This is a genomic window from Methylophaga lonarensis MPL (genome assembly GCF_000349205.1).
In the GTDB taxonomy this organism is placed as follows: domain Bacteria; phylum Pseudomonadota; class Gammaproteobacteria; order Nitrosococcales; family Methylophagaceae; genus Methylophaga; species Methylophaga lonarensis.
Map to the genome: position 1 here is coordinate 16,564 of NZ_APHR01000013.1, position 22,940 is coordinate 39,503.

The following is a 22,940-nucleotide window of genomic DNA, read 5'->3' on the forward strand; positions in this document are numbered from 1 at the left end:
ACTGAAACTTAATCCTCTGCTCAGCTGGCTTCAGCGTACGCTAGAACAACATCGTCCATGACAACATCATGAGGAAGGTCAGACCAATAGTGATCGGCAGTGTTCCAACACTCGAGAACTTGTTTATCGATCGTTCAACTTTTCGCCAGCCATCCAGCTTCAATCGAATGACCCACTCTGGCACCGGAAAATGAATCAAGCAATAGCGAAGTCTGAGTGACAGCCATCTGCCCGCAAACAGTTTTGCTTTGAACGATGTTTTCAGTGAAAGTCTGCTGACGATAGCCGCGATGACTGTCGCCAGTATGATGGGCCAGAGCAAGCCTGTCAGTGCTTGTAGTTGCATGGTTTGTGTCAGCTGATGACGGAATTCATCGACCATCAGGGGGATGACTATCGGTGCCAGACTCAGCACGAGCCAGCTTGATAACGCGACTGCCTCTGGCGCTCCGGCGTTTTTGCTGATGTTTTGTTGTGACTGCTTCATCAACAATAACGCTCGAATCAGTAGCAGTGCTGTGGCCATTGAACCAATGCTGAGTAATGGCAAACTGAGCGCGAACATTGAATCTGAAACTGCATCCTTGAACAGATATTTAACACTGGCACCTGTTGTGAGAGGCAAACCCGCCAGTGCCAGTGCCGGCAGTGTCATCAAGCCCCAATGCCAGGGCGACAACCGTCTGGATGATGCCAAGCCTGCGCCCATGAACAAGGCCGCCTTGGCAACAGCATGATGCAGGCCATACATCGCCAGTAAGATGATGAGCGATGAAGTGGCATCACCGGTCATCCAGAACATGGCAATAATCATCAGCAGGTAGCCCATTTGGCTCACAGATGAAAAGGCCAGAACGGTTTTGGCCTGTTGCTGTAATAAACCGGCAACAACTGCGTAGAAAGCTCCGAACAGGCCAATGAAAAACACTACGGGGCCAAGAGCCACCGTTGTGGGCGTGTCAGCCGGGATAAATTGCCAAATTCCCAGAATGCCCGCCTTAAGCATGGCGCCTGACAACACTGCACTGGCCGCCGTCGGGGCAACTGGGTGGGCTAATGGCAACCACAGATGTAGCGGCCAAAACCCCGCTTTGAGACCAAAGCCTGTCAGCAAACAAACAGCAGTCAGCCAGCCAATTGGTTGTTGCCAGTCACTAAAACTCAACAATCCGCCAGTCTCATGAACTCGCAATATCAAGCCCGCATAGATCAGCATTTCTCCCAGCACTGCCAACTGCAAATAAAGCCTGCCTGCCTGACGAGGCAAGGGGCCAGGTTGATGGGCCACCAGACCATACGCAGCCAGACTCATCAGAGTAAAGCCGACATAAAAGCTGGCCGGATCCAGTGCGATGACCAGTAACAAATTGCCCGTCATCGACCATAACCAGAAGCTCCAGAAACGCAGCCGATGAACATCGTTGCGTTGTTTCACCGAGGCAAACAGACTGGCTATAGACCAGAGCACAATGCTCAAAAGCAGAAAATAATGATTGACCGGCGAATCGATACCAAGTGCTGCCCCAGGCCAGAGCATTGGCAACTCGATGTTTGCAGGGCCATGCCACAACAAGAACAAGCCCGGCAACGGCGCCAGCCAGATCCAGTTGCTGACTGAAGGCCAGCGCATCATCAATAACCAGAACAACAATGGGATGAGTGGGATATGCCACCAGTCAAGCATCATGGTGCAAACTCCCGAGCGACAATCAGCTGTGCCCAGGCCAGAGGGCTGAAGTCACTTCCGGCAAGAATGCCTGTCACTATCGCCAGCAGGGCAGTGAACAGGGTCGGCCAGAGTAGCATCCAGTGGGTTTCATTCCAGACAGATGCTGGTCGCCTGGCTTGGGGATGAGCTGCCCACTCAACAGCAGGCTTGGCAAACCAGCCACGATATAAAAGTGGCAGAAAATAGGCGGCATTGAGCAGGCCGGATCCAACAAATACCCACAATATCCAGGGCTGACCTGTTTCCAGAGCCCCCAATCCGAGATACCACTTACTGATAAAGCCTGCGATTGGTGGCACGCCAATCATGCCCAAAGCGCCAACAGTAAAGGCGGCCATGGTCAGTGGCATCCTTTGCCCAAGGCCGTTCATCTCCCGAATATGATGAATGTTCAGCGTCTCAGCAAAATTACCGGCACAAAAGAACAAGGTAATTTTCATGAGCCCTTGATGGACCAGATGCACCAGAGCGCCGATAGCAGCGATGGGACCAAGCATGGCAACACCCAGTGTGATGTACGACACCTGGCTGACGGTGGAATAGGCCAGCCTTTTCTTTATCTCGGTTTGTTGGAGGGCTCGAATCGAGCCATAAATGATGGTTGCGGCGGCCAGTATCATCAGCCCCTGAGTCAACTGAAGTATCGAGAGTGTTTCAATGCCGTAAACATCATAAACCAACCGGATAATGCCAAATGCGCCGGCTTTGACCACGGCAACCGCATGTAACAATGCGCTTACTGGCGCCGGAGCGACCATGGCTTGAGGCAGCCAGCCATGCACAGGCAGCAATGCTGCCTTGACGCCTAGCCCCAGCACCATCAGAACAAACGCCAGCGTTAAGCCAGCCTGATGTTGATCGACCACTGGGGATAGATAGCCCCCCGGAATAAAGTCGGGAGTCCCGGCCAGAGCATGCAGTAATGCAACCCCCATCAACACCAGAACGCCGCCACTGACGGTATAGGCCAGATAGACTTTGCCGGCACGAATCGCTGCGTCGGTGCCCCGATGTACGACCAATGGAAAAGTTGCCAGTGTTAGTAATTCGTAAAACACCAGAAACGTCACCAGATTGCCCGCCAATGCCAGACCGACGGTGGCACTGACACACAGACTGAAGTAGCCGAAAAACCTGGAGCGAAACGCAGAGCCTTCAAGATAGCCGATGGCGTAGATCGTCGTCGCCAGCCATAACACCGAAGACAGCGCGACAAATTGCAGCGACAACGCATCTCCTTGCAAAATCAGATCGGCACCCGGTAAGAACGTGATACTGAAGCTGAACTGTTGACCTTGACTGACCCCGTGCAACATCCAGCCAACCAGCAATAATTTGCTGAACACACCGGCCAGATTCAGTGTGATACGCAGGCGATGTTGTGATTCCTTGAGACTAAAAATCAGTAAACCGGGGATCAGTGAACTGAGCACAATGGCAACGGGCAAAATGGTTTGAATATCAGTCATCATGCGCTGAAGACATCCATTAACTGCAGCAGTGGCTCGGAGAATAGTGCCATCAACCAGACCAGAATGGCCGGTAATAACGCCAGCCATTGTGCTGACTTACCGTGTTCACTTGCTGTTGCCGACACAGACGATTGGCGAAAGCCCTGACTGACTACTCGAAACACATAAGCAGCACTGAGCAAGGTGGCGATAATCACCAGCAAGGCCCAGGGCCAGTATGCAGGTTCAATCAACATAGGTTGAATCAGCAGCCACTTGGCAATAAAGCCTCCGCTAGGTGGCAGGCCAATCAGGCTTCCACCTGCCACCGCAAAGGCAAACAATGCCACCGGCATGGTCAATGTCATGCCGCGCAGACTGTTCAGCCGTTTTTTACCGGTCGCCGCCTGAATTTCCCCCGCCGCGAGGAACATGGACGTTTTCGCCATTGCATGTGCCACCACAAACAACCAAAGTGCCGCCTGTAAATCATTCAATTGCCAGTGAAGCAGCAGGCCGAGTGCAAGCAGGCCATAACCAAGCTGTGCGACAGTGGAGTAGGCGACCAGTGTTTTCAGATGTGGCGTGCGGCAAGCTGACCAGCCGCCAATCAACAACGCACCGCCACCCAGCAAGGCCAGCCAGAATCCCATTGGTACAGCCAGTTCGCTAGGCGCCACTCGACTCCATAACAACCACAAAATGAACAAAGGTGCTTTGACCACCAAGGCTGATAATAAGGCGCTAACCGGCGTTGGCGCACTTGAATGGGCCGCTGGCAGCCACAAATGTAATGGCCATAAGGCTGCTTTCAGCATCAGACCGGCTGAGATCAGCAACAGGGCAGTTTGTGTCACGCGATCTGCCTCGGTCAGCGTTGCCAGCAATGCAATATCCAGTGTGCCGTACTGCCCATACAGCATCACCACACCGAGTAGATAGGTCAGCGATGCAAACAGTGATAGCAGTAAATAATCCAGTGCTGCGCGTAGCGCCTTTTGTCCTGCCAACGTCACCAGTGCGACTGCGGCAAGCCCCAGCAGTTCGAGCGTGACATACCAGTTGAACAAATCCATGGATAGCCACAAGGCAACCAGACTGCCGTGTAGCAATAGTGCCAGCGGCCAGAAAGCCTGTTTTATCGGCTGACAGTGATGGCTGCTGGCGGCAAAGCAGACAACGATGAGATGAATGACAGCGGTAGTGACAATCAACAGTGCGTTGACGGGCATCAGTTGAAAACGAATCGCCAGCGGACTCTCCCAGCCGCCCAGATTGAGCGATTGAGGGCCCGAATCGATTACAGACAACAGCGCCATCACTGCTGCCAGCAAACTGACAATGCTGGCAACGATGACCAGCCAGCTTTGTTGCCGGGGCCGCCACATCAACACCAGCATTGCCGCAAAAAAGGGCACAACCATACTGACCAGGGCTGCATTCATCAGCGTTTTTCCTGCTGGCTGGCAACCGCCAGTCTAAGTGCAAAAGCGGTTGCACTAACCGCAACGACCAGACCTGTCACCACCAAGGCATGCAAGACCGGGTCAGTGCTGGTTTCTCTGCGAGCCAGGGTGACCATCACCAAAAATACGCCACTGCCCATGATATTCAGCGAAATGATGCGCCGGATGGGGTCTGAATTACGCCACAAGCCATATAACCCCGTCAGCCAGAGTATGCCGCCAGTAGCCAGAAACAACTGCAATGACAAAGTCATGAGGCTGCTTCCTGTTGACCTGTCACCAACCAGGCCAGTGTTACTGCGATAGAAATGGTCGCCAGAAATTCAATGATGAAGATCAAGCTGGCGGAATAGCTTGCCGGATAATCAAGCCAGCCTTGGCCCAACCAGGCGGTCAAGCAGGCGATGATCAGAAAAAATCCGGCGCCGCACAAGACGGAACATCTTAGCCAGGCTTGCTCCCAGCTCAGACCGGGTATTACATGATTCAGTCTGAGCACAATCAAACCTGCTGCCAGTAAGGCACCTGACTGAAAAGCACCGCCAGGTCCGCTACTGCCTCTCCACAGCAGGTAACCGCCAATGACAATGGTCAGTGGTGCCAGATATCGGCTCCAGGCATTCAACAGCGGCCAGGGATCAGCGATGTTCAGGCAGGCAAACGAAGTTGTTGCATGCCGAGCAGGGCCAGCAGTAACACCAGTAATTCCAGCAGCGTATCCCAGGCCCTGAAATTGAGGAGCACGGCAGTGACCGGATGCGTCACACCGCTGTCCGTCATCGATTGTTCCGCCGCTGCGACCAGACTTTCAGGTGAGCTTGCCAAAGGTACTAAAGACAGCACCAGCCAAATCATGGCTGCCAGGCTAAAGCCAACGGCCAGCCATGAGCGGCGCGTGTTTTGTTGATGTTTTCCCTGAGGCAGACTGGCATAAGCAGCCATTAAAAGCACTCCGGTAATGCCTGCACCAATCGCCGCTTCAGCCAGTGCAAGATCAGGCGCACCCAACCGGGCCCAGGTGATTGACAAGATCAGACCAAACGCGATGAACAGAATAATGCTGTCATATAGACGTTTGACTTCAACCACAGCCACAGCAAGAGACAGCAGCACCATGCACAAGATCAAGTCAAATATCAGTTCACTCGCTGCCATCGGAGCTGTCCTTGTCTGATTGCAGTTGATAACGAGCCAGAAGTTGGCAGGCGGTCGCACTGGAAGCCATGACCAGTAACCAGATAAACAACATGAGTAGCACGGTGGCCAGCCGATCTGCGCGCAGGCTCAGGCCCAAAATAACCAGCCCCAAGCCCAGTGTGTCGGCTTTGGTCAAAGCATGCAGGCGACTGTATACATCGGGAAAACGCAGCAGGCCAACAGTGCCAACCACAAAGAATGCTCCGCCCAGCCAGAGTAACAATGTGCTCAACGCCTCAATCATCGTGTTTCCTGAGAAATTGAACCAGGGCGGCGGAAACCAGCGCGGCCAGCAATGCCAGGATCAGTGCAGCATCCATCAGCGCTGGTGAGGCCTGTGTTTGCGAGAGTATTAGCAGTATTGCGGTGCCGGTGGTGCCAGAGAGTTGTATAGCCAGTAGGCGATCCACATGACTGGGGCCTATTACTACCCGCACCAGTCCAATCAGGATGCTGGCCATCAGCAAGCCAATCAACAGCATCATCATGGCTGAATTCCTGTCAGCAATCTGGTCAGATGTGATTCAAGACGCGAGATAATGTCAGCCCAGTCTTGCTGTTGATCCAGTACATGAACATGCAACTCGCCCTGCTGGTAATGTGAAGCGAGCGTGCCGGGCAACAATCCGGTGAGCGCCGATAACAACAAACGGACCTGCTCATCAGTCGTTTTTAATGGATAACTCACCCATGCCGGATTGAGCGGCACTGCAGGATGAACAGCTCTTCTTGCCACATCCCAGGCGCCTAACCATAGTTCAATCAGAAAAAATATGATGAAAGCAGGGAGAGCAGATAGCCGGATGAACCAGCGAGTGTTATTTATTCCGACACTGACCCATGCTGCAAACATGGCCAGTAACAAGCCAAACAGGGGGGCCTCAGCTGCTGCCAGGATTAACCAAAGCAGAAAATAGAAAGCACACCAGATTGCTCCGGTTTGCAGTTTTCTCCAGAGGTTTGCCTTGCCCGAGCTCACAGGTTTCCTTCTTGTTGAAATGTCACACATACTATTGAAACAAAATCGCTGCCTCAAGTCTGAGCTGAATAAGCCACTCAGGCAAACCGAAATTAACCATGATTTTACTGTTGTATTGTGCCCAACCTGTTGTAGACTCAAACGAAAGGATGCAGTGCTACGATGCTTAGACGAGAGAGAGGTGCATGACCGCAGAAGAACTTGAAGCCAGGCTGCAGCAGTGGAAGCATAAATATTTCGAAGCCATCGCACGTGAAGAGCTTCAGCAGCATTATCTGCACACCCTCGAGCGTGCCTTGGGGCGATTGGCTCTGGTCGCAGAGGGACTAGACCCGGCTCTTGATCAGCAATTAAAAAATCTTCGCCATGAGTTACGAGGCAATCGCGACAGCGATCGCATCAGTGCAATTCTTGAAAAAATTCAGACGCTTATTCAGCAGGATACTTCCGAACAGAACTCAATCAAGACCAGCTCTGCGTTGATGCTGGAGTTGTTGGAAGCTGTTAACTTTCCCCCCCATTTGCGCAAGGAAGCTGCCGCACTGGCAAAAGCCATCAAGGTGACTTCCGACAAACATCAGCTGGCAAGCTACCAGAGCCAGTGGCTTGAATTAATAAATTCTGCAGTGAGTTCGGCGGCATCTGACAACACCGATGCCAAGCGGTTCTGGCAACGATTGTTGTCATTCCAGCCACGCAAAGACCATCTCAAGATGTGCCAGGGTGTGCTATTCGGTTTGCTTGAAAAACTGCATTTGCCTGAGCAGTTCAGCGAAGAATTGCTGGAAATTCGTGTAGCGGTAGAACGACATATGACCACTGAAAACCTGCCGTTCATCGTCGATACCCTGGCGAGCCTTGTCAACAGTCTTGGTCGTGAGGCAGAGCTGCAAAAGCTTGAATATCGTGCCTTTTTGACCAGCCTTACCGACAAAATCAATCAGCTGGATATGATTCTGCTGGAAAATGCCAACGAAGAAGCCGAGGCTTATCAGCATCAGTTGGCGCTTGGTGAGCAGCTTAACGCCGGACTGGATGAGATGCGTCGTGATATTGATAAGGATTTTCACGATGCCTATCAACTCAAGTCGATGATCAATCTCAAACTGACATCTTTGTGTGAGTTGTTTGATGACTATCGCCACGCCGATGAATCCAGGCACATGCAGTCGCAACGTCAAATCAGCAAACTGAAAACTGAAATGGCATTGCTGGAAGATGAAGCCCAGCGATTACGGGATGGTATCAGGAAAGCCCAGGAGTCAATGCGTAAGGATGCGCTCACCGGCATCTGGAATCGTCAGGCTATGATGGAAATGCTCGAACAGGAATATGTCCGTTGGAAACGCTATCAAAACCCACTGACACTGGTGATTTGGGATATTGATAATTTCAAGCAAATCAACGATCAATACGGACACATGGCAGGCGATAAAATTCTCAAGGAGTTTGCCAATATCCTGACCGAGTCAACCCGAAGTGCAGATTTTGTTGCTCGTTACGGTGGAGAGGAGTTTGTCGGAATTTTCCCTGAAACAGATTTGATCATGGGAACCCAGTTGGCCAACAAGATTCGTGAAAAAATCAAGGAAGCTCGTTTTGTCTATGAGGGCAATCCGGTACCGGTCACTGTCTCGGCCGGGGTGGCAAATTTTGCTCAAAATGACAGTGCCGATGATGTTTTTAAACGTGCGGATCAGGGTTTGTATCAAGCCAAGAAGCTGGGCCGGGATAATTGCGTATCCATTGAATAAGGGGTGGTAGCCTAATTTCGATGAATCGCAATATGCAGGAAAAAATCGAACTTGAGCACGAGGCTGCCAAGCTTTTCATGCGCCTGTTTGAAAAGCAGACCGGCATTCATATGCGCCACATCTGGCACAATGAACCACAACAGCCTGATGTGTCTTGTTATTTTGATCACCAGCGTCTTGATCTTGAAATCGCGCATATCTATGGCAGTGAAGAAGAAGCGCGTCTGATTCTTGGCAAGTCGGCCAGCTTACGCACGCTTGAAGTGCTGCATGAGTTGATGAATATTCCGGCCGAACAGCGCTTGTTGAGCGCACTCAATTCAATCCTGGAAAGCAAATCACGCAAGCGTTATCACAGTGATCGTGTCTGGCTGGTATTACGTAATGCCAACCCGTTATGGACCCGTCAGGATATAGAAGCAAACAGGCATCTGCTCAGTATTCCCGAAGCCCATCCTTTTGAGCAGATTTGGGTGGTGGGCGATATGCGAGGGGAGTCGGGAATTGTGCAATTGTATCCCGAACCTGACTAGTGCCTGTTGATCCTTCACCGTCGCCAGTTAAAACCCCAGTGTCTAATCATCGGCTTATTGTCTGAGAAAACAGCAGCCCCTAGCGTTTTGGCTTGGCTTTAGCCTTCACTGTTTTCTTGCTGGCGGCAGGTTTCTTGGGTGCATCCTCCTCAAAACCGCTACGCAGATAATGTGTCTCCGGGTCATAGCTGGTTTTCAGATCATCCTTAATGGTGCCTTCCCACAGTGGCACACCAACAAAATAGCCTGCGCGTCCGATTACATGTGCCGCCACCGGTGCGGTCAGAATAATAAAGGCAATAATCGCCAACGCCCGAGTTACCACGGCGACTTCGGCAAAATAAAATGCCACAGCGATCATAATCAAAGCGGTGCCCAGCGCACCGGACTTGGTGGTTGCATGCATCCGGGTGGGCAGATCCGGCAGTCGAATGATGCCAATTGCGGCCAGCAGCATCAAAGCTGCCCCCATCAACAGTAAGGCAGACACCAAAATTTCAGTCATCACGTGGACCTCCTCGCTCAAGGAATCGGGCAAAACCGATGGCCGCCAGGAATGCCGTCAGTGCCAGTACGATAGCGACATCAAGAAAACTGGCCACACCGGTATCAATGGCGTGCACCCCTACAATACCTGCCACGATCGATGCGACCAGTTCCAGTGCAACTACCCGATCAGGTAACGATGGCCCTTTGGCAAGACGGATAAAGCCCAACAACAATGCCGCCGAGAGCATCAGATAGACCAGATTAATCACATAAGCGCTCACTTGGTTCTCCTCAGCGCAATACTTCGAGCAGGCGCCGCTCGACTTCGTTTAGCTCAGCCAGCAGTTTTTTTTCATCCTGCAGAAACATTGCGTGAATAAACAACACCCGATTATCGTTGGATACGTCCAGACTCAGCGTGCCCGGTGTCAACGATATAAAATTGGCGACCATGGTGATTTCAAACTCTGTTTTGGCCGACAACGGGTAGGCAATCACGCCTGGCTGCATATGCCATGGTGGGGTCAAAATATCAAACGCGACCTTGAGGTTTGCTTTCACTAGTTCCAGGATAAAAAAGCCGACAAACCTCAGGACTCTCGGAATACGTTGTGCATAGCCTCTGATGGCAGGTAATTGTGTTTGAGCAATTGCCAGAACGGCATAGCCAAGGGCAAAGCCGAAAGTGAAATTCAGGCCACCAAAATTACCGGTCAGTGCCACCCAGGCCAGTGCAAGCAAAATATTCCAGAAAAAGCCAATCATGGTGATACTCCCAGAACCGCCTCAATGTAACCCGCCGGATTTAGTAACTGGTCTGCTGCATCACTGGCAAGCTCATAAATGGGCTGGCCATTCAAGCCGATGAACAGCGTGCACAGCGTCAAACCAACCACAGGCAACAGCATGATCCACATCTGTGAATCCTTACGTTTGCCAGTCAATGCGCTGGTGTCGGTACCTTCCGGCACTGGTTTCCAGAACACTTCTGCCCAAATCTTGATCATTGAATACAAGGTCAGCAAGCCTACCAGCAGCGCAACCGCAGTGACCACCCAGGCTTCTGTTTCAATACCAGCGCGGATAACGATGAACTTGGCAAAAAAACCGGACAGTGGCGGCAAGCCCGCCAGTGACAGTGCAGGCACCAAAAATAGTAAGGCCAATCCGGGGCGATGCTTGTAAACTCCACCCAGTTTTTTCAGATCATAGCTGCCGAGTAATCGGTAAACGACCCCGCTGACCAGGAACAGATTCGTCTTCACAATGATGTGATGCATGATGTAGAACACGCCGCCAATGATGGCCAGCGGAGTGTAAAGCGCAAGTCCCAGCAGCATGTAGCCGATCTGGCTGATGATATGAAATGACAGGATTCTTCTGAATTCAAATTGTGCAGCGGCTCCCAGCACCCCTGTAAGCATGGTCAGTGCCGCCGCCCACAACAAGATGTCATGTGTGTAGGAAACATCACCGGTAAACATCAATGTGAACACCCGGTACAGCGCATAGACACCGACTTTGGTCAGCAAACCGGCAAACAATGCCGATACTGCAATCAGCGGTGTGTGATAAGACGCGGGTAGCCAGAAAAAGAGAGGAAACGCCGCTGCCTTGATGCCAAAGGAAATCATGAACATCAAGGCAACCACATTGACCATGCCGGTGTGTTCAACCTGAGACAGTTTGTAACCAATATCGGCCATGTTCAGGGTACCGACCATGCCGTAAAGCAGGCCGATTGCCGACAGGAAAATGGCTGATGAAAACAGGTTCAGTGTGACGTATTTAATGGCACCTTCCATCTGTGACCGCTCTCCGCCAAGCGTCAGCAGGGCAAACGAAGCCAGCAGCATCACTTCAAACCAGACAAACAGATTGAAAATATCGCCAGACAGGAATGAACCGGAAACACCCGCCAGCAAGAGGTGCATCAGTGGATAGTAACCAAAGCGCTCGTGCCGATCAGGGGTGGCCACCATGGAATAAACTGCAATCGCCAGACCTATAATGCCGGTCAAGACGATCATAATCGCGCTGAGCAGATCGGCAATGACGGTGATACCAAAAGGTGCCGGCCAGTTACCCATTTGCATCACGACGTAGCCATGTTGACGCGTGCTATCAAGCAGCCACAATCCGGCAGCGAGCAGCGCAAATGAGGCAAATAATGTAATCCAGCGTTGATAGCGTTGGGAACGCCAAAAAGCCAGTGTCAGAGCACCAGCGAGTAACGGGATGAGAATGGGTAAAACAACTTCCGGGCTCAAGTGTCGGTATCCTTCATCTGGTCCAGATCATCATTGCCGACCACTTCGTAGGCTCTGTGAATCAGCACAACTGCAAACGCCAGTACACCAAAGGCAATTACAATTGCCGTCAGAATAAGCGCCTGAGGCAGTGGATCAGCAATCGGGCCGAGCGGTGCCGTGGCACCTTCAGGGATTAGCGGCGGAGCGCCGCGCGTCATGCCCGCAGCGGCAAAAATAAGCAGATTTGCAGCATTGCTGAGAATAATCAGGCCAATCACCAGTTTGACGATTGAGCGGCGTAACATCATGTAAATGGCTGAGGCAAACAGAATTCCAACCACATAGGCCATTAAAGTTTCCATCAGAGTGTCTCCTTGAGTGACTGGCTCATTCTTCGGCCTCTGTGAGCGACATCACGATGGTGAGGATGGTCCCAAGCACGGCGAAATAGACACCGATATCAAAAATCAGCACTGTTGACAGTTTGATTTCTGAACCAGCCAGCGTAAATTCCCACCACTGTGCCGTCAGGAACGGTTCTCCGTAGAGTAAACCTGGAAACATGGCTGCCAGTCCGAGCAACAGCCCCATGGCAAGCAGATCATGGGGTTCGACCCGCAAGATATTGCGCGTTGAAGCAACACCATGGGCAAACAGATAAAGCACAAATGCGCCGGAGGCCACTAGTCCGGCGATGAAACCGCCGCCCGGCTCATCATGACCTCGCAGCAGCAAAAACACCGAAAAAATCAGCTGCAACGGCAACAAAAAAAGCGCTGCGGTATGCAGAATCAGAGTGTTGGTTTTCATGATTTTTTTGTTGTCTTCGATCATGAGTTTTTCTCCGCGCGCAGTTTAAGCATCGAGTAAACCCCCAACGCTGCAATTGCCAGAACAAAGATTTCACCCAGCGTATCCAGAGCACGGAAATCGACCAGAATCACATTGACGATATTGCGGCCCTTGGCTTCCGGATAACTGGCTTCAAGGAAAAATGCTGAAATCGTCTCAAAGTATTGCGTGTCGATAGCGGCCAGTAGCAATAGGGTCATCAATACACCCATCGAAATCGCCACACTGGCATCACGAATCACTTCGAATCGCGTGGAGTAACGAGAGAAGCCCGGCAGTTTAAATAACACCAGCACCAGCAAAATCACCGTCAGTGTTTCGACCAATACCTGAGTGATACCCAGATCTGGCGCACTAAAGTGAATAAATATCAGGGCGACGGTAAAGCCAAGTACCCCCATACTGGCAACAGCGCCCAGTCGTGAGCGTGTCTGAATTGCATAGAGCACAGAGACAACCATCAGCAAAGCGATAGCCCATTCATAAAAGGCGACGTCGCTCGCTTGCAGTGTCAATCTGAAGCCATACTGGCTGAGCAGGGTATAACCAACCAAAATGACCGTGGTCATGATCATCACGATCATGTAGTTGCCCATCTTGCCGTTTTGCAAAACGCGGGTTTGCCAATCGGCGCTAAACACAATGCCATCCATGAATTTGAAATAGCCGGCCTCAGGTCCAAAGCGGCTCAATTGTCGGGTCAGTGTGCCGATGTGCTGACGGTTACCTGACCAGAAGTGATACAAGGCGATACCGCCTAACAAGCTGATAACTGACAACAGCAATGGCAGGTTGAAGCCGTGCCAGAGTGCCAGATAGAAGTCGAAAGGTTCGCTGGAGATTGAATTAACAGTGGCGGTCAAAATTCCACTATCAGGCAAAAACGGCATCAGGCCGAACAACAAAGACAAGGACGCCAATACCACCGGGCCTGCCAGCATGCCAAGAGGGCCTTCATGTGGCGCTTTGGGCGTGGTCTTTAATTCTCCGTAAAACGGTTTAATGGCAATCACCGCAGCGATGGCTGTCACTAACATGGCTGAAAGTAATGCCAATATCAGCAAAAGATTGCTGTAAAGCTCGGTACTCAGCACCGCTTCAAACAGCGCTTCCTTGGCGATAAAACCAAACAGTGGCGGTAAACCTGCCAGTGACAAGGCTGCAATCAGTGCCGCAATTGCAGTGACCGGCATTGCCTTGTGCAAGCCTCCTAGTCGGGTCAGATCTTTGGTGCCCGCTTCGTGGTCGATAACACCAGCAATCATGAACAAGGCTGCTTTGTACATCGAGTGAGCCAGCAGGAAACTGGCAAAGGCAATCAGCGCGTACTGTGTGCCAATACCAATCAGCACGGTCAGCGTACCAAGTGCCATGACTGTAGAGTAGGCGAGGACTTTTTTCACATCTGTTGCACTGTAAGCGAGATAAGCGCCGACAAACATGGTGATTGCGCCAAACAGGCTCAATGATGCCGACCACAGCCAGTGTTCAGCCAAGGCAGGGTTTAATCGGGCCAACAAATAAATGCCGGCTTTGACCATGGTGGCAGAGTGCAGATAGGCAGAGACCGGCGTAGGCGCTGCCATCGCGTTGGGCAACCAGAAATGGAACGGAAACTGGGCAGATTTTGTGAAGCAGCCGATCAAAATGAGCACTATCATGCCGACGCTCAGGCTACTGGTCAGCAGTGCATCACCTGAATTGAGCAGTTCTGATATCTGGTAACTGCCACCCAGTGTTCCCAGCATGATCAGTCCGGCCATCAGTGCCAGGCCACCGCCAACGGTGACAAATAAACCCTGAAGCGCTGATTTACGGGCAGATTCGTCTTCATGGTCAAAGCCAATCAGCATATAGGAGGTGATGCTGGTCAATTCCCAGAACACAAACAGGCTGATCAGATTGTCTGACAGAACCAGGCCCAGCATTGAAGCCATAAAGGACAGCATGATGACAAAGAATCTGCCGAGATCTTTATGGCCCTTCAGATAACTGCCGGCGTAGATGATGATAAACGTGCCGATAAAGCTGATAAGCAGGGCGAACAGCAGTGAGAGTCCATCCAGCAAAAAGCTCAGATTGATGTCCATACCGGGCAACCATATCCACTGCTGAATAATGACTTCGCCACGACTGACTTCAGGCAGGAAGCTGGCGAAATAAACAGCCAGTGACAGCGGCAGCAGGCTCAGAATCCAGCCACTGCGGTCGCCTGCCAAACGCTGCACCCATGGCGCAAACATGGCCAGGATAAATCCTGATAAGACGGCGTATAGCATTGGTTCTGGTTACTCCATTTCAAAAACACACACTCGCTACCATCCAGGCAAAAAGTGCTGGTCAGTGTTTACAATTACGCCGACGGTCAGACGGCATTCATGGGATTTATTTGAGCATCAGAATAATGGACAGAGACAGCATGCGCAAGAAAATCAGTGCCGATAAGTTGTGTAACAGACATTAATAAATAGATGAAAAATATATAGTTATTCTTATTATATAGTGGCTGTTTTGACGCAGATGTTTTCTGGGCCTTTGCATCGCCCTGTCGGGCGGTGTCCCAGCCTGATTTGCGCTGATCAATCAGTCAGCAGACGTCCTGTCTTGCAGCTTTGATAGCGTCTATTCGCCAGAGACTGATTGCCGTTTGCCATAATTCATTTAGAGGCATCTGAATATCAAACTGCTCGCCTTCAAGTCCCAGAAACTCAAAGGCCTTGATGAGTTGTTGATTGACGTTGCTCAGGGCCAGTGCCGGTGCACGATTTTGTTTACTGAGTTTGAGGCCTGCAGCATCGGTTGCAACCGTGATATGGGCATACCTTGGTGTGTGAAAACCAAGCTGTTGCTGGAGAAAAATCTGCCGCGTGGTTGAGTCCAGCAGATCTGCACCACGCACCACATCAGTCACGCCCTGTTCAGCATCATCGACCACCACAGCCAGTTGATAGGCAAAAAAACCATCTGCTCTTTTTAGTACAAAATCGCCGACGTTCGCCGCAAGATCGTGACAAATGTCTCCTTGAATCTGATCGCGAAAGCTGACCGGCTGATGGTTGACCTGTAGTCGCCAGGCGCGGGCCTGTTTGCCATTTTTTAATCCCTCTCGGCAAAAACCCGGATAGATAAGTCCATCAAGTCCAAGGCGTGCGCTGGCAACAATTTCTCGCCTTGTGCAGCCACAGGGATAGACCAGGCCCGTTTGTTTCAATTGATCTAATACAGCCTGATAGATCTCGGTGCGTTGACTTTGCCAGAGAATTTCGCCGTCCCATTCAAAGCCAAAGATTTCTAGTGCCTGCAAAATCGCATCGGCCGCGCCTGCCTGCTCGCGTGACTTGTCCACATCCTCCATACGCACCAGCCACTTGCCTTCCTTGCTTCTGGCATCAAGATAGCTGGCACTGGCCGCGACCAGTGAGCCAAAATGCAAGGGGCCAGTGGGTGAGGGCGCGAATCGGCCGATGGGAGTCAAATCAGAAGTCATGCCTTGTGTTGCATCAGATAAATGACAGAATGTAGCAATATCCGTGAGTGTTTCCCAGTCGAGACTCAAATCAACATGCAAGCAGACTATTTATTTGTTTATGGCAGTTTACGTCGCGCAGGCAGTCATCATCATTTGTTGGAAAAGCATTGCCGATATATTGGCAAGGCCTTAGCACCTGGGCTGCTGTTTCAGATAGAGGACTACCCTGGCCTCGTTATGACTGATAATGCGGCCACCTCGGTAACGGGGGAGTTATATCAGATTCATGATCACAGTGTGTGGGCGGTGCTTGATGATTATGAAGGCTGTTCAGAGCGTTTCTCTGAGCCTTATGAATTTGTCAGGCAGATTTATAAGGTCACGCGGGAGCAGGGCGATGAGATCAATGCCTGGATCTATGTCTACAATTTTCCATTCCACGACTTGCCAGTTATTGCTTCAGGAGACTTTCTGTCCAGCAGCGAATAATCGCAACCATATCAGCCAATCAGCATATGGTAGAGCGGAATGCCAATAAGTACGTTGAACGGGAAGGTCAGTCCGAGCGCTGCCAGCATTGCCAGTCCGATATCGGCTCTGGGAATGGCGTTGCGAATGGCGACGGGCGCTGCAATATAGGATGCACTGGCAGTCAGGCTGGCAAGAATCAATATTGAACCGTTGGGTAATCCCAGCAGTTTGCCGGTGAACAGCCCCATTAATCCCAGCAGGCTTGGTGCAATCAGGGCAAACAACACCACCCGGATTTTGTCTCTGGACAGCTTGCCGAGGGCATCAGCGGCCACCAGACCCATTTCAAGCAGGAACAAGGCCAGAATGCCCTTGAAGGCACTTGTGTAGAGCACTGTGACTTCAGAACCATGCATTGGGCCATACATGAACCCAATAATCACACCACCCACCAACAGAATGACGCCACGATTGGTCAAGGCCTCATGCAACATGGCTGCAGGCGAACTTTGTATACCTTCGCGACTGAATCGGCGATACAGCAACAAACCAACCACAATTGCCGGTAGCTCCAACAACACCAGATACAGTGTCACTTGCCCACCGATGACGAGTTGCTGGCTTTCAGCATAGGCTAATGCCACCGCAAAGGTACCGGCACTCACAGAGCCGTAATGCGCTGCAAAGCTGGCACTGTCCGCCAGGTTCAGTCGAACGATTTTTAACAGTAACGGAAACAGAATCAGCGGAATCATCACGCCGAGCATGGCAACTGCGGCCAGTTCAGGGACCAGTGTCCATCCAAGGTTTCCATGCAGCGCCATGCCGCCCTTGAGGCCTATCGTCAACATCAGCAACAAGCTGAGAACGTCATAAGCCTCTTTGGGAATAGTCAGATCAGATTTGACGACTCCAGCCAGTAATCCCAGCAGGAAAAACATCACAACAATATCTGGCATTTCAGGGGCTCCCGGCTTGCAAACGCCGTGCACTCTATCGATTTATGGGGAATAGAACAAGCAATATTATTGCATGTTTGTATTATTCGATCGGGTCATTTTCGGTGTCATGGGGTTTAAAACAGCAGGCAAGCTGAATCTATTCGAGCTAAGTGGTGACGATTCAATGAAAAAGATCGACACTGCGCAAGGCAGTGCCGATCTTGCTTTTGGTGTGACTATCAGGTTTTAAAGCGCTGCACCAGTTCGGTCAGTTTTGCGGCCAGTTCTGCCAGATTCTGGCTGGCAATTGAGGTTTGACTGGTGCCCTCAGCCGACTGAACCGTCATATCGTTGATTCGCACGATATTGCGATTGATCTCTTCGGCCACTGCGCTTTGTTCTTCAGCGGCGGTTGCAACCTGATTACTCATATCGCCAATGGTATTGATCATGTCACGAATGGTTTCGAGCGACCCTCCAGTCAGATTCACTTGTTCGACCGACTGAACTACCTGAGCTTTGCTCTGATCCATCGAGGTAACTGCTTGCTTGGCAGCTTGTTGAAGTCGTTCAATCATGCGGCTGATTTCGCCAGTGGATTCCTGGGTACGGCTGGCCAGATTTCGGACTTCGTCAGCCACCACGGCAAAACCGCGACCCTGATCACCTGCTCTGGCAGCCTCGATAGCAGCATTCAGAGCCAGCAGGTTAGTTTGTTCAGCAATATCGTTGATGACGTTTAATACGTTGCTGATGGTATTACTGCTCTGTTCAAGTTCAGCAATGGTACCCGCCGTCTCAATGATGGTGGATTCCAGATGACGAATCAGGCCAATCGAACTTTGCATGGCGGCAGTGCCTGTGCTGACCTGTTGCTGAACCTCGCTGGCTGCAACCGAAGTTTCGGTCGTATTGCGAGACACTTCACTGACCGTACTGACCATTTCGGTCATTGCTGTGGCCACCTGGTCAGTCTGCATACGATTTTCCTGAATTGCCTGATTCAGTTGAGTGGTAATGACCGAGGTTTCTTCCGAAGCGGCAGCGATGTGATGACTGGCATCTGCCACCTCGTTGAGGCTTTTCTGGAAGTTGCTCAGCATTTGGTTGACAGCATCTGCCATTTCACCGATTTCATCATCGCGCTTCATTTCGAGGCGCATGGTCAAATCCCTGCTGTCTGCTGCTGTTTTGATAAATTCAGCAGTTTTGATGATCGGCATAGAAAGCTGTTTTGAGAAGAACACAGCGACCAGAGCGGCAATGATCGTCATGATGAGCACCACCAATAAACCATAGAACCATAGCGTCATATTGAGCTGTCTGACACTGGCAAAGGCTTCTGTCTCATCCATTTCAGCGAGAATCGCCCATTGCAAACCGTTGATGTTCAGCGGCGCATAGGTGGACAGAATACGTTCACCTTGTAAGTCGGTAAAAATGCCGTAGCCTCGCTGCGCAGCCATCACCGCTTCAGCGCGCGCATTGGTAATCTGCAGCAAACCAACGGCTGTGCCACGTCGTTTGATGTCATCAATAACAGAGGCACTGACTTGCCCAGCCTGACGCAGGCTTGTGATGTATTCTTCCGGTGATTCCAACATCTCACGTACTTCACTGCGTAACAGTCTGTCAGGTCCGATAATTACGGTATCCCCGGTCATCCCGAGTCCCGAGGACTGCCAGTTCCCATCGAAGGTCATGATCTGGTTGATTCTGGTGATGGGAATTTGGAAAACCAGCGCGCCCTTGTTGACGCCATCCACAATAATCGGGCTGGCCATAAAGGCGGCAGTGTCGTCGTAACTGGCCAGGTTGGGGGCAAAGTCGACAATCGCATAGGCATCTGGTCGGTTACTGTTGGCGACTTCACGAAATACTTGTGCCAGGCCGCTGTCCCTTAATGCACCGTTGAGCAGTGAGGTGGCGTAGTCGACTTCTTTGTAAACAGAATAGACAATTTTTCCAGTTTGACCATCGACCAGAAACAGGTCGTAGAGGTCAAAACGTTTCACAAAATCGCGCAAATAGGGATGATAGCGGGCATGCCAGTAGCTGTACTCGGAGTTGTCGCCGGCATCGTCCAGTAAGTGTTTTTCACCTGTTGGATGTCTGTTATCGACAATATAGCGCTGTTGCAGAGCAAGGCTGTTCAGATCCATACCTTGAAGTAGCTGGCTAGTGTCAAAGGCGCGTTGATCGGGATTATTGGCGAGATAGCGAGGCACAAATTCACGGTCAAGATATTGTTGCACGCTTGAAGCGACTTGATTTCTATTGAAAATGCTGCTGTCACTGGCGAAAGTGCCAGCAGCTTCGCTGAGGTTGCCTAGCGCGTCAGCGATTAGTGGCGATTGGCTCATATTAACGAGTTGCGCCTGTGCGTCAGCAAAGTATTCTTCGATTAATCTTTTCTGGCCTTCCAGTGCCGAGTCAAGTACCTGCTGTTCCACTTTTTCCAATGCTGATTGCGCAGACTGGCTGGCAACGGTTTTGATAATCAGCGAGGTAATGATAAGTGGAACAGCACAGAGTAAAACGGCGGTGAGGGTGATTCTGGTTTTCAACTTCATGCGATCATTCCTTTGTGACTTGGTTGCCCTGAATAATGTCAGACGGTCTTACACAACAATATCGGCTACGCTCCATTGTACTTAAGCTGCCTTCTGATTAGACTGAGTTAAAAATGTGATTTACGTCAAGTTTTTTTGGGATAAAAATGATAAATCAAACACTGCGAGCACATTATTTCCAGCATGTACCGTTTGAGGGTCCAGCTGCGATCAAAGATTGGTTGAATCAGCACAATTATCAGGTCAGCAGTAGTCATTTTTACTCTGATTGGCAGTTGCCAAAAGTTGAGGACATCGATTTGCTGGTCGTGATGGGCGGGCCGATGAGCATCAATGATGAAGTGCAATATCGCTGGTTGGTCGCTGAAAAGCAGTTTATTCGTGAAATGATTGCGGCAGGTAAGCCGATACTCGGCATTTGTTTGGGGGCTCAGCTTATCGCTTCGGCAATGGGAGCGCGTGTCTACGTCAATACACAAAAAGAAATAGGCTGGTGGCCTGTGACTGCCGTTGCAGCTGATAGTGCTGTGTTCGATTTTCCACCCTCATTAACCGTATTTCACTGGCATGGCGAAACCTTTGATTTACCAGACGGCGCACAGTTGTTGGCCAGCAGCGCAGCCTGTACCAATCAAGCCTTTCAATTGGGGCATAACGTCATTGGCTTACAGTTTCATCTGGAGTCAACCCAGAGCTCGGTAGAGGCCATCATCGAACATTGCCGGGACGAGTTGCAGCCAGCTCGCTGGGTACAAACAGAGCAAAAAATGTTGGCAGAGCTGATGGAGTTCACCACGGCAAATCATCAGACCTTGCATCAAATCCTGAATTATCTGACCAAAGCCTGATTTCGAAAATGGCGGGCACGTCTTTTTTGTCGCCAACGCAAGTAGCCGCTCACCAACAGCACCAGTGGCAGCAAGCCTGACAAAGCAATCACGCTGCGACCTGCAACCCCAAACGCTTCACCATTGTGTAAAGGGTGCAACCAGTTCATCACAGTGTCACCGGAAGCCACATTGGTGGGATCAAACTTGTGCAGAATTTCGCCCGTGTACGGATTAATCCATAACAGGCTTTTCGGAAAACGTTGTCCAGGTTCAGCAGCCTGTTGCATTCGGACAAAAAAGACGCCATCTGAATCGCCTGGCGTTTGAATCCAGCGCATTCTGGCGTTTGGAAACGCAGCTTCGGCGATTTTGTGAATCTCATCCAGCGATAAAAAGGCTTCTGACCGTTCGGTGACGCGAGGCGAAGGATGCTGCTCAAGTGGTGATAACTGATTAATCAGCGGAGTGAACCATTGCGGTTGTGCCAGCATGACGCCAGTGACAATGATGACCAGTAATAACAGACTGCTGTAGATGGCCGTGAGGGTATGAATGTCATAGACCTTGCGAGCAAAACCATGCCTTAAACGTATTTTCAGCGCTGATTTGAGACGCTGTTTGGAGGGCCACCACAGAATCAGTCCGCTGGTGATTGATACCAGTAGCAACAGCCCAATGATGGCGATCAGCAAGATGCCGTTGCTGCCCAGTAACAAGCTATAGTGCAGGTTATAAATCCAGGTGACGGCGTAATCGCCCCAGAAACGCTCATTGATGATCTGCTGAGTGTAGGGATTAATCGCCACCATCAAGGGGGCAAAGCTCTGACCAGCAGTTTCTTCTGGATTGTAATACCTGGCAGTGATGGCGTAGTCAGCATGTGCCGGCAATTCCAGTCGCCAGACATCGGGCCGATGCGGATGTGTGGCCTGAAGTTTTTCCAGCACTGGCTGCAGTTGGAATGCGCTGGATTCAGCAGGCACCTCAACCACCAGTTCTGGATTCAGCCATCGATCAAGTTCGGGATAAAAAGCCAGAATACTGCCGGTCAAACCCAGCACGGCGAAGATGACACCGATGGTTAAGCCTAACCATAGGTGAACATTCAGCCAAAGACGTCTATACGAGAGCGGAACAGTCAAATGCCATCATCCATGAGCAACCGCAGGAAATTCATGTCAGGCGTCAGATTTCAAAGGCGGCGATTAATGGCGCATGATCAGACAGGTTAGTCCAGGCTGAACGTGGCGGTCTTTCACACAGTGTTGCTTCGAGACCACGATAATAGATGCGATCCATTTTCAGTACCGGCAGCCAGGCAGGCCATGTGCGGGCATGGCGATTGTGCAACGCCCGATAGGCTTCTCTGAGATCCAGCCTGCGGGCAAAATGTTTCTCGGCCTGACCGCTCCAGTCATTGAAATCACCAGCAACAATCAATGGCGCGTTATCTGGCACATGTGAGCCAATACGTTCACACAGTGTGACAAACTGTCTTCTGCGCTCGATGCCGAGCAGGCCAAGATGAATGCAGATAATGTGCAGTTGCTGATCACTGCCAGGCATCTCAATAACACCATGCAACAGGCTGCGACTGGCCCAGCTGAACGGCGAAACATTGATGTTTTCCCACTGAATCAGTGGAAATTTGCTGAGGATGGCATTGCCATGATGGCCGACGTTATAAACGGCGTTTTTGGCATAGGCAACGTGCGGCCAGACATCCTTAGCCAGAAACTCGGAATGACAACAATCCGGCCAATGCATTTGCGTCTGTTGGTGTCCGGTATGTTCGCCCTGAATTTCCTGTAACAGCATGATGTCAGCATCGGTCTGCACCAGTGCCTCACGCATCTCGTGCAGAATGAACTGCCGATTGCCGGTATTAAAGCCTTTATGCAGGTTGTAGGTCAGTATTCGTAGCTGCTGTTTTTGCATGCGGTTCCGGATTTGC

Annotated in this window: 26 protein-coding genes; 5 read left to right on the forward strand and 21 right to left on the reverse strand. The window is 51.0% G+C overall.

All coding sequences use genetic code 11. The features are described 5' to 3' along the window. Positions 1-40: 40 nt before the first annotated feature. From MPL1_RS02725 to MPL1_RS02760, 9 genes are read right to left on the reverse strand one after another with little or no spacing between them, the layout of a single operon-like run. Positions 41-1,687, reverse strand: a complete 1,647-nt coding sequence (locus MPL1_RS02725; RefSeq protein ID WP_009725598.1) for a complex I subunit 5 family protein — start codon at positions 1,685-1,687, stop codon at positions 41-43. After that, positions 1,684-3,201, reverse strand: a complete 1,518-nt coding sequence (locus MPL1_RS02730; RefSeq protein WP_009725599.1) for a complex I subunit 5 family protein — start codon at positions 3,199-3,201, stop codon at positions 1,684-1,686. The genes MPL1_RS02725 and MPL1_RS02730 overlap by 4 nt, the downstream gene beginning before the upstream one ends. Further along, entirely contained in the window at positions 3,198-4,625 is a 1,428-nt protein-coding gene (locus MPL1_RS02735) for a complex I subunit 5 family protein (RefSeq protein WP_009725600.1), read from the reverse strand. The genes MPL1_RS02730 and MPL1_RS02735 overlap by 4 nt, the downstream gene beginning before the upstream one ends. After that, on the reverse strand, positions 4,625-4,900 hold the full coding sequence (locus MPL1_RS02740) for an NADH-quinone oxidoreductase subunit K (RefSeq protein WP_009725601.1): 276 nt from the start codon (positions 4,898-4,900) through the stop codon (positions 4,625-4,627). The genes MPL1_RS02735 and MPL1_RS02740 overlap by 1 nt, the downstream gene beginning before the upstream one ends. After that, positions 4,897-5,271 (reverse strand): MnhB domain-containing protein, encoded by a 375-nt coding sequence (locus MPL1_RS13840; protein ID WP_009725602.1) that lies wholly within the window; start codon positions 5,269-5,271, stop codon positions 4,897-4,899. Before MPL1_RS13840 ends, MPL1_RS02740 begins: the two co-directional genes overlap by 4 nt. A gap of 23 nt (positions 5,272-5,294) precedes the next feature. Next, a complete protein-coding gene (locus tag MPL1_RS13845; RefSeq protein ID WP_009725603.1) occupies positions 5,295-5,801 on the reverse strand; it encodes a hydrogenase subunit MbhD domain-containing protein in 507 nt (168 codons plus the stop codon). Further along, complete coding sequence (gene mnhG, locus MPL1_RS02750) at positions 5,788-6,087, reverse strand: monovalent cation/H(+) antiporter subunit G (protein ID WP_009725604.1); 300 nt, start codon at positions 6,085-6,087, stop codon at positions 5,788-5,790. The genes MPL1_RS13845 and mnhG (MPL1_RS02750) overlap by 14 nt, the downstream gene beginning before the upstream one ends. Next, positions 6,080-6,331: a monovalent cation/H+ antiporter complex subunit F gene (locus tag MPL1_RS02755; RefSeq protein ID WP_009725605.1), complete on the reverse strand. Its 252-nt coding sequence runs from the start codon at positions 6,329-6,331 to the stop codon at positions 6,080-6,082. Before MPL1_RS02755 ends, mnhG (MPL1_RS02750) begins: the two co-directional genes overlap by 8 nt. Further along, positions 6,328-6,822, reverse strand: coding sequence for a Na+/H+ antiporter subunit E (locus tag MPL1_RS02760; RefSeq protein WP_009725606.1), 495 nt, complete (start codon positions 6,820-6,822; stop codon positions 6,328-6,330). The genes MPL1_RS02755 and MPL1_RS02760 overlap by 4 nt, the downstream gene beginning before the upstream one ends. Before the next feature lie 185 nt (positions 6,823-7,007). Between MPL1_RS02760 and MPL1_RS02765 the strand changes: the two genes are divergently transcribed. Continuing rightward, positions 7,008-8,576: a GGDEF domain-containing protein gene (locus MPL1_RS02765; protein ID WP_009725607.1), complete on the forward strand. Its 1,569-nt coding sequence runs from the start codon at positions 7,008-7,010 to the stop codon at positions 8,574-8,576. A gap of 32 nt (positions 8,577-8,608) precedes the next feature. Continuing rightward, on the forward strand, positions 8,609-9,109 hold the full coding sequence (locus tag MPL1_RS02770; protein ID WP_152417558.1) for a hypothetical protein: 501 nt from the start codon (positions 8,609-8,611) through the stop codon (positions 9,107-9,109). Positions 9,110-9,188: 79 nt separating this feature from the next. Here MPL1_RS02770 and mnhG (MPL1_RS02775) read toward each other — a convergent pair whose 3' ends face one another. The 8 genes from mnhG (MPL1_RS02775) to gluQRS all read right to left on the reverse strand — a co-directional run bounded on the left by mnhG (MPL1_RS02775) (position 9,189) and on the right by gluQRS (position 16,258). Beyond that, the gene (gene mnhG, locus MPL1_RS02775; RefSeq protein ID WP_009725609.1) at positions 9,189-9,614 is read right to left on the reverse strand and encodes a monovalent cation/H(+) antiporter subunit G; all 426 of its coding nucleotides are present in this window, start codon (positions 9,612-9,614) and stop codon (positions 9,189-9,191) included. Then, positions 9,607-9,879, reverse strand: a complete 273-nt coding sequence (locus MPL1_RS02780; RefSeq protein ID WP_009725610.1) for a monovalent cation/H+ antiporter complex subunit F — start codon at positions 9,877-9,879, stop codon at positions 9,607-9,609. The genes mnhG (MPL1_RS02775) and MPL1_RS02780 overlap by 8 nt, the downstream gene beginning before the upstream one ends. A gap of 10 nt (positions 9,880-9,889) precedes the next feature. Further along, on the reverse strand, positions 9,890-10,363 hold the full coding sequence (locus MPL1_RS02785) for a Na+/H+ antiporter subunit E (protein WP_009725611.1): 474 nt from the start codon (positions 10,361-10,363) through the stop codon (positions 9,890-9,892). After that, complete coding sequence (locus tag MPL1_RS02790) at positions 10,360-11,868, reverse strand: Na+/H+ antiporter subunit D (RefSeq protein ID WP_009725612.1); 1,509 nt, start codon at positions 11,866-11,868, stop codon at positions 10,360-10,362. Before MPL1_RS02790 ends, MPL1_RS02785 begins: the two co-directional genes overlap by 4 nt. Continuing rightward, complete coding sequence (locus MPL1_RS02795) at positions 11,865-12,212, reverse strand: Na+/H+ antiporter subunit C (protein ID WP_009725613.1); 348 nt, start codon at positions 12,210-12,212, stop codon at positions 11,865-11,867. Before MPL1_RS02795 ends, MPL1_RS02790 begins: the two co-directional genes overlap by 4 nt. A gap of 25 nt (positions 12,213-12,237) precedes the next feature. Further along, positions 12,238-12,684, reverse strand: a complete 447-nt coding sequence (locus tag MPL1_RS02800) for a Na+/H+ antiporter subunit B (protein WP_009725614.1) — start codon at positions 12,682-12,684, stop codon at positions 12,238-12,240. Next, a complete protein-coding gene (locus MPL1_RS02805; protein ID WP_040576813.1) occupies positions 12,681-14,981 on the reverse strand; it encodes a putative monovalent cation/H+ antiporter subunit A in 2,301 nt (766 codons plus the stop codon). Before MPL1_RS02805 ends, MPL1_RS02800 begins: the two co-directional genes overlap by 4 nt. A 308-nt stretch (positions 14,982-15,289) precedes the next feature. Further along, a complete protein-coding gene (gene gluQRS, locus MPL1_RS02810; RefSeq protein WP_235045508.1) occupies positions 15,290-16,258 on the reverse strand; it encodes a tRNA glutamyl-Q(34) synthetase GluQRS in 969 nt (322 codons plus the stop codon). A gap of 6 nt (positions 16,259-16,264) precedes the next feature. Between gluQRS and MPL1_RS02815 the strand changes: the two genes are divergently transcribed. After that, positions 16,265-16,660, forward strand: a complete 396-nt coding sequence (locus MPL1_RS02815) for a gamma-glutamylcyclotransferase family protein (RefSeq protein WP_009725617.1) — start codon at positions 16,265-16,267, stop codon at positions 16,658-16,660. An 11-nt stretch (positions 16,661-16,671) separates the two neighbouring features. Here the strand turns inward: MPL1_RS02815 and MPL1_RS02820 are convergent, their stop codons facing one another. After that, positions 16,672-17,601 (reverse strand): sodium-dependent bicarbonate transport family permease, encoded by a 930-nt coding sequence (locus MPL1_RS02820; RefSeq protein WP_009725618.1) that lies wholly within the window; start codon positions 17,599-17,601, stop codon positions 16,672-16,674. A gap of 73 nt (positions 17,602-17,674) precedes the next feature. On the opposite strand from MPL1_RS02820, the gene MPL1_RS13685 reads away from it, so the two are divergent. After that, complete coding sequence (locus MPL1_RS13685; RefSeq protein ID WP_161604005.1) at positions 17,675-17,833, forward strand: hypothetical protein; 159 nt, start codon at positions 17,675-17,677, stop codon at positions 17,831-17,833. On the opposite strand, the gene MPL1_RS02825 is transcribed toward MPL1_RS13685, so the two are convergent. Beyond that, positions 17,823-20,156, reverse strand: coding sequence for a methyl-accepting chemotaxis protein (locus MPL1_RS02825; RefSeq protein WP_009725619.1), 2,334 nt, complete (start codon positions 20,154-20,156; stop codon positions 17,823-17,825). The two genes, MPL1_RS13685 and MPL1_RS02825, sit on opposite strands and share 11 nt — an antisense overlap. Before the next feature lie 146 nt (positions 20,157-20,302). On the opposite strand from MPL1_RS02825, the gene MPL1_RS02830 reads away from it, so the two are divergent. Beyond that, positions 20,303-21,004 (forward strand): type 1 glutamine amidotransferase, encoded by a 702-nt coding sequence (locus MPL1_RS02830; RefSeq protein WP_009725620.1) that lies wholly within the window; start codon positions 20,303-20,305, stop codon positions 21,002-21,004. On the opposite strand, the gene MPL1_RS02835 is transcribed toward MPL1_RS02830, so the two are convergent. Both MPL1_RS02835 and MPL1_RS02840 read right to left on the reverse strand, forming a co-directional pair. After that, positions 20,986-22,128 carry a PepSY-associated TM helix domain-containing protein gene (locus tag MPL1_RS02835; protein ID WP_040576815.1) on the reverse strand — a complete coding sequence of 381 codons (1,143 nt, stop codon included), beginning with the start codon at positions 22,126-22,128 and terminating at the stop codon, positions 20,986-20,988. The two genes, MPL1_RS02830 and MPL1_RS02835, sit on opposite strands and share 19 nt — an antisense overlap. Before the next feature lie 43 nt (positions 22,129-22,171). Then, entirely contained in the window at positions 22,172-22,924 is a 753-nt protein-coding gene (locus tag MPL1_RS02840) for an endonuclease/exonuclease/phosphatase family protein (RefSeq protein WP_009725622.1), read from the reverse strand. Between the last annotated feature and the right edge of the window lie 16 nt (positions 22,925-22,940).

Bases quoted from the DNA above. Each gene is read 5' to 3' on its own strand.
- MPL1_RS02795 (WP_009725613.1), bottom strand. From the start codon at position 12,212: ATGGAAACTTTAATGGCCTATGTGGTTGGAATTCTGTTTGCCTCAGCC.
- MPL1_RS02725 (WP_009725598.1), bottom strand. From the start codon at position 1,687: ATGATGCTTGACTGGTGGCATATCCCACTCATCCCATTGTTGTTCTGG.
- MPL1_RS02800 (WP_009725614.1), bottom strand. From the start codon at position 12,684: ATGATCGAAGACAACAAAAAAATCATGAAAACCAACACTCTGATTCTG.
- MPL1_RS02735 (WP_009725600.1), bottom strand. From the start codon at position 4,625: ATGAATGCAGCCCTGGTCAGTATGGTTGTGCCCTTTTTTGCGGCAATG.
- MPL1_RS02770 (WP_152417558.1), top strand. From the start codon at position 8,609: ATGCAGGAAAAAATCGAACTTGAGCACGAGGCTGCCAAGCTTTTCATG.
- MPL1_RS13845 (WP_009725603.1), bottom strand. From the start codon at position 5,801: ATGGCAGCGAGTGAACTGATATTTGACTTGATCTTGTGCATGGTGCTG.
- MPL1_RS02840 (WP_009725622.1), bottom strand. From the start codon at position 22,924: ATGCAAAAACAGCAGCTACGAATACTGACCTACAACCTGCATAAAGGC.
- MPL1_RS02820 (WP_009725618.1), bottom strand. From the start codon at position 17,601: ATGCCAGATATTGTTGTGATGTTTTTCCTGCTGGGATTACTGGCTGGA.
- MPL1_RS02805 (WP_040576813.1), bottom strand. From the start codon at position 14,981: ATGCTATACGCCGTCTTATCAGGATTTATCCTGGCCATGTTTGCGCCA.
- MPL1_RS02815 (WP_009725617.1), top strand. From the start codon at position 16,265: ATGCAAGCAGACTATTTATTTGTTTATGGCAGTTTACGTCGCGCAGGC.
- MPL1_RS02830 (WP_009725620.1), top strand. From the start codon at position 20,303: ATGATAAATCAAACACTGCGAGCACATTATTTCCAGCATGTACCGTTT.
- MPL1_RS02755 (WP_009725605.1), bottom strand. From the start codon at position 6,331: ATGATGATGCTGTTGATTGGCTTGCTGATGGCCAGCATCCTGATTGGA.
- MPL1_RS02730 (WP_009725599.1), bottom strand. From the start codon at position 3,201: ATGATGACTGATATTCAAACCATTTTGCCCGTTGCCATTGTGCTCAGT.
- mnhG (WP_009725604.1), bottom strand. From the start codon at position 6,087: ATGATTGAGGCGTTGAGCACATTGTTACTCTGGCTGGGCGGAGCATTC.
- MPL1_RS02785 (WP_009725611.1), bottom strand. From the start codon at position 10,363: ATGATTGGCTTTTTCTGGAATATTTTGCTTGCACTGGCCTGGGTGGCA.
- MPL1_RS13685 (WP_161604005.1), top strand. From the start codon at position 17,675: ATGTTTGTATTATTCGATCGGGTCATTTTCGGTGTCATGGGGTTTAAA.
- MPL1_RS02740 (WP_009725601.1), bottom strand. From the start codon at position 4,900: ATGACTTTGTCATTGCAGTTGTTTCTGGCTACTGGCGGCATACTCTGG.
- MPL1_RS02825 (WP_009725619.1), bottom strand. From the start codon at position 20,156: ATGAAGTTGAAAACCAGAATCACCCTCACCGCCGTTTTACTCTGTGCT.
- MPL1_RS02765 (WP_009725607.1), top strand. From the start codon at position 7,008: ATGACCGCAGAAGAACTTGAAGCCAGGCTGCAGCAGTGGAAGCATAAA.
- mnhG (WP_009725609.1), bottom strand. From the start codon at position 9,614: ATGACTGAAATTTTGGTGTCTGCCTTACTGTTGATGGGGGCAGCTTTG.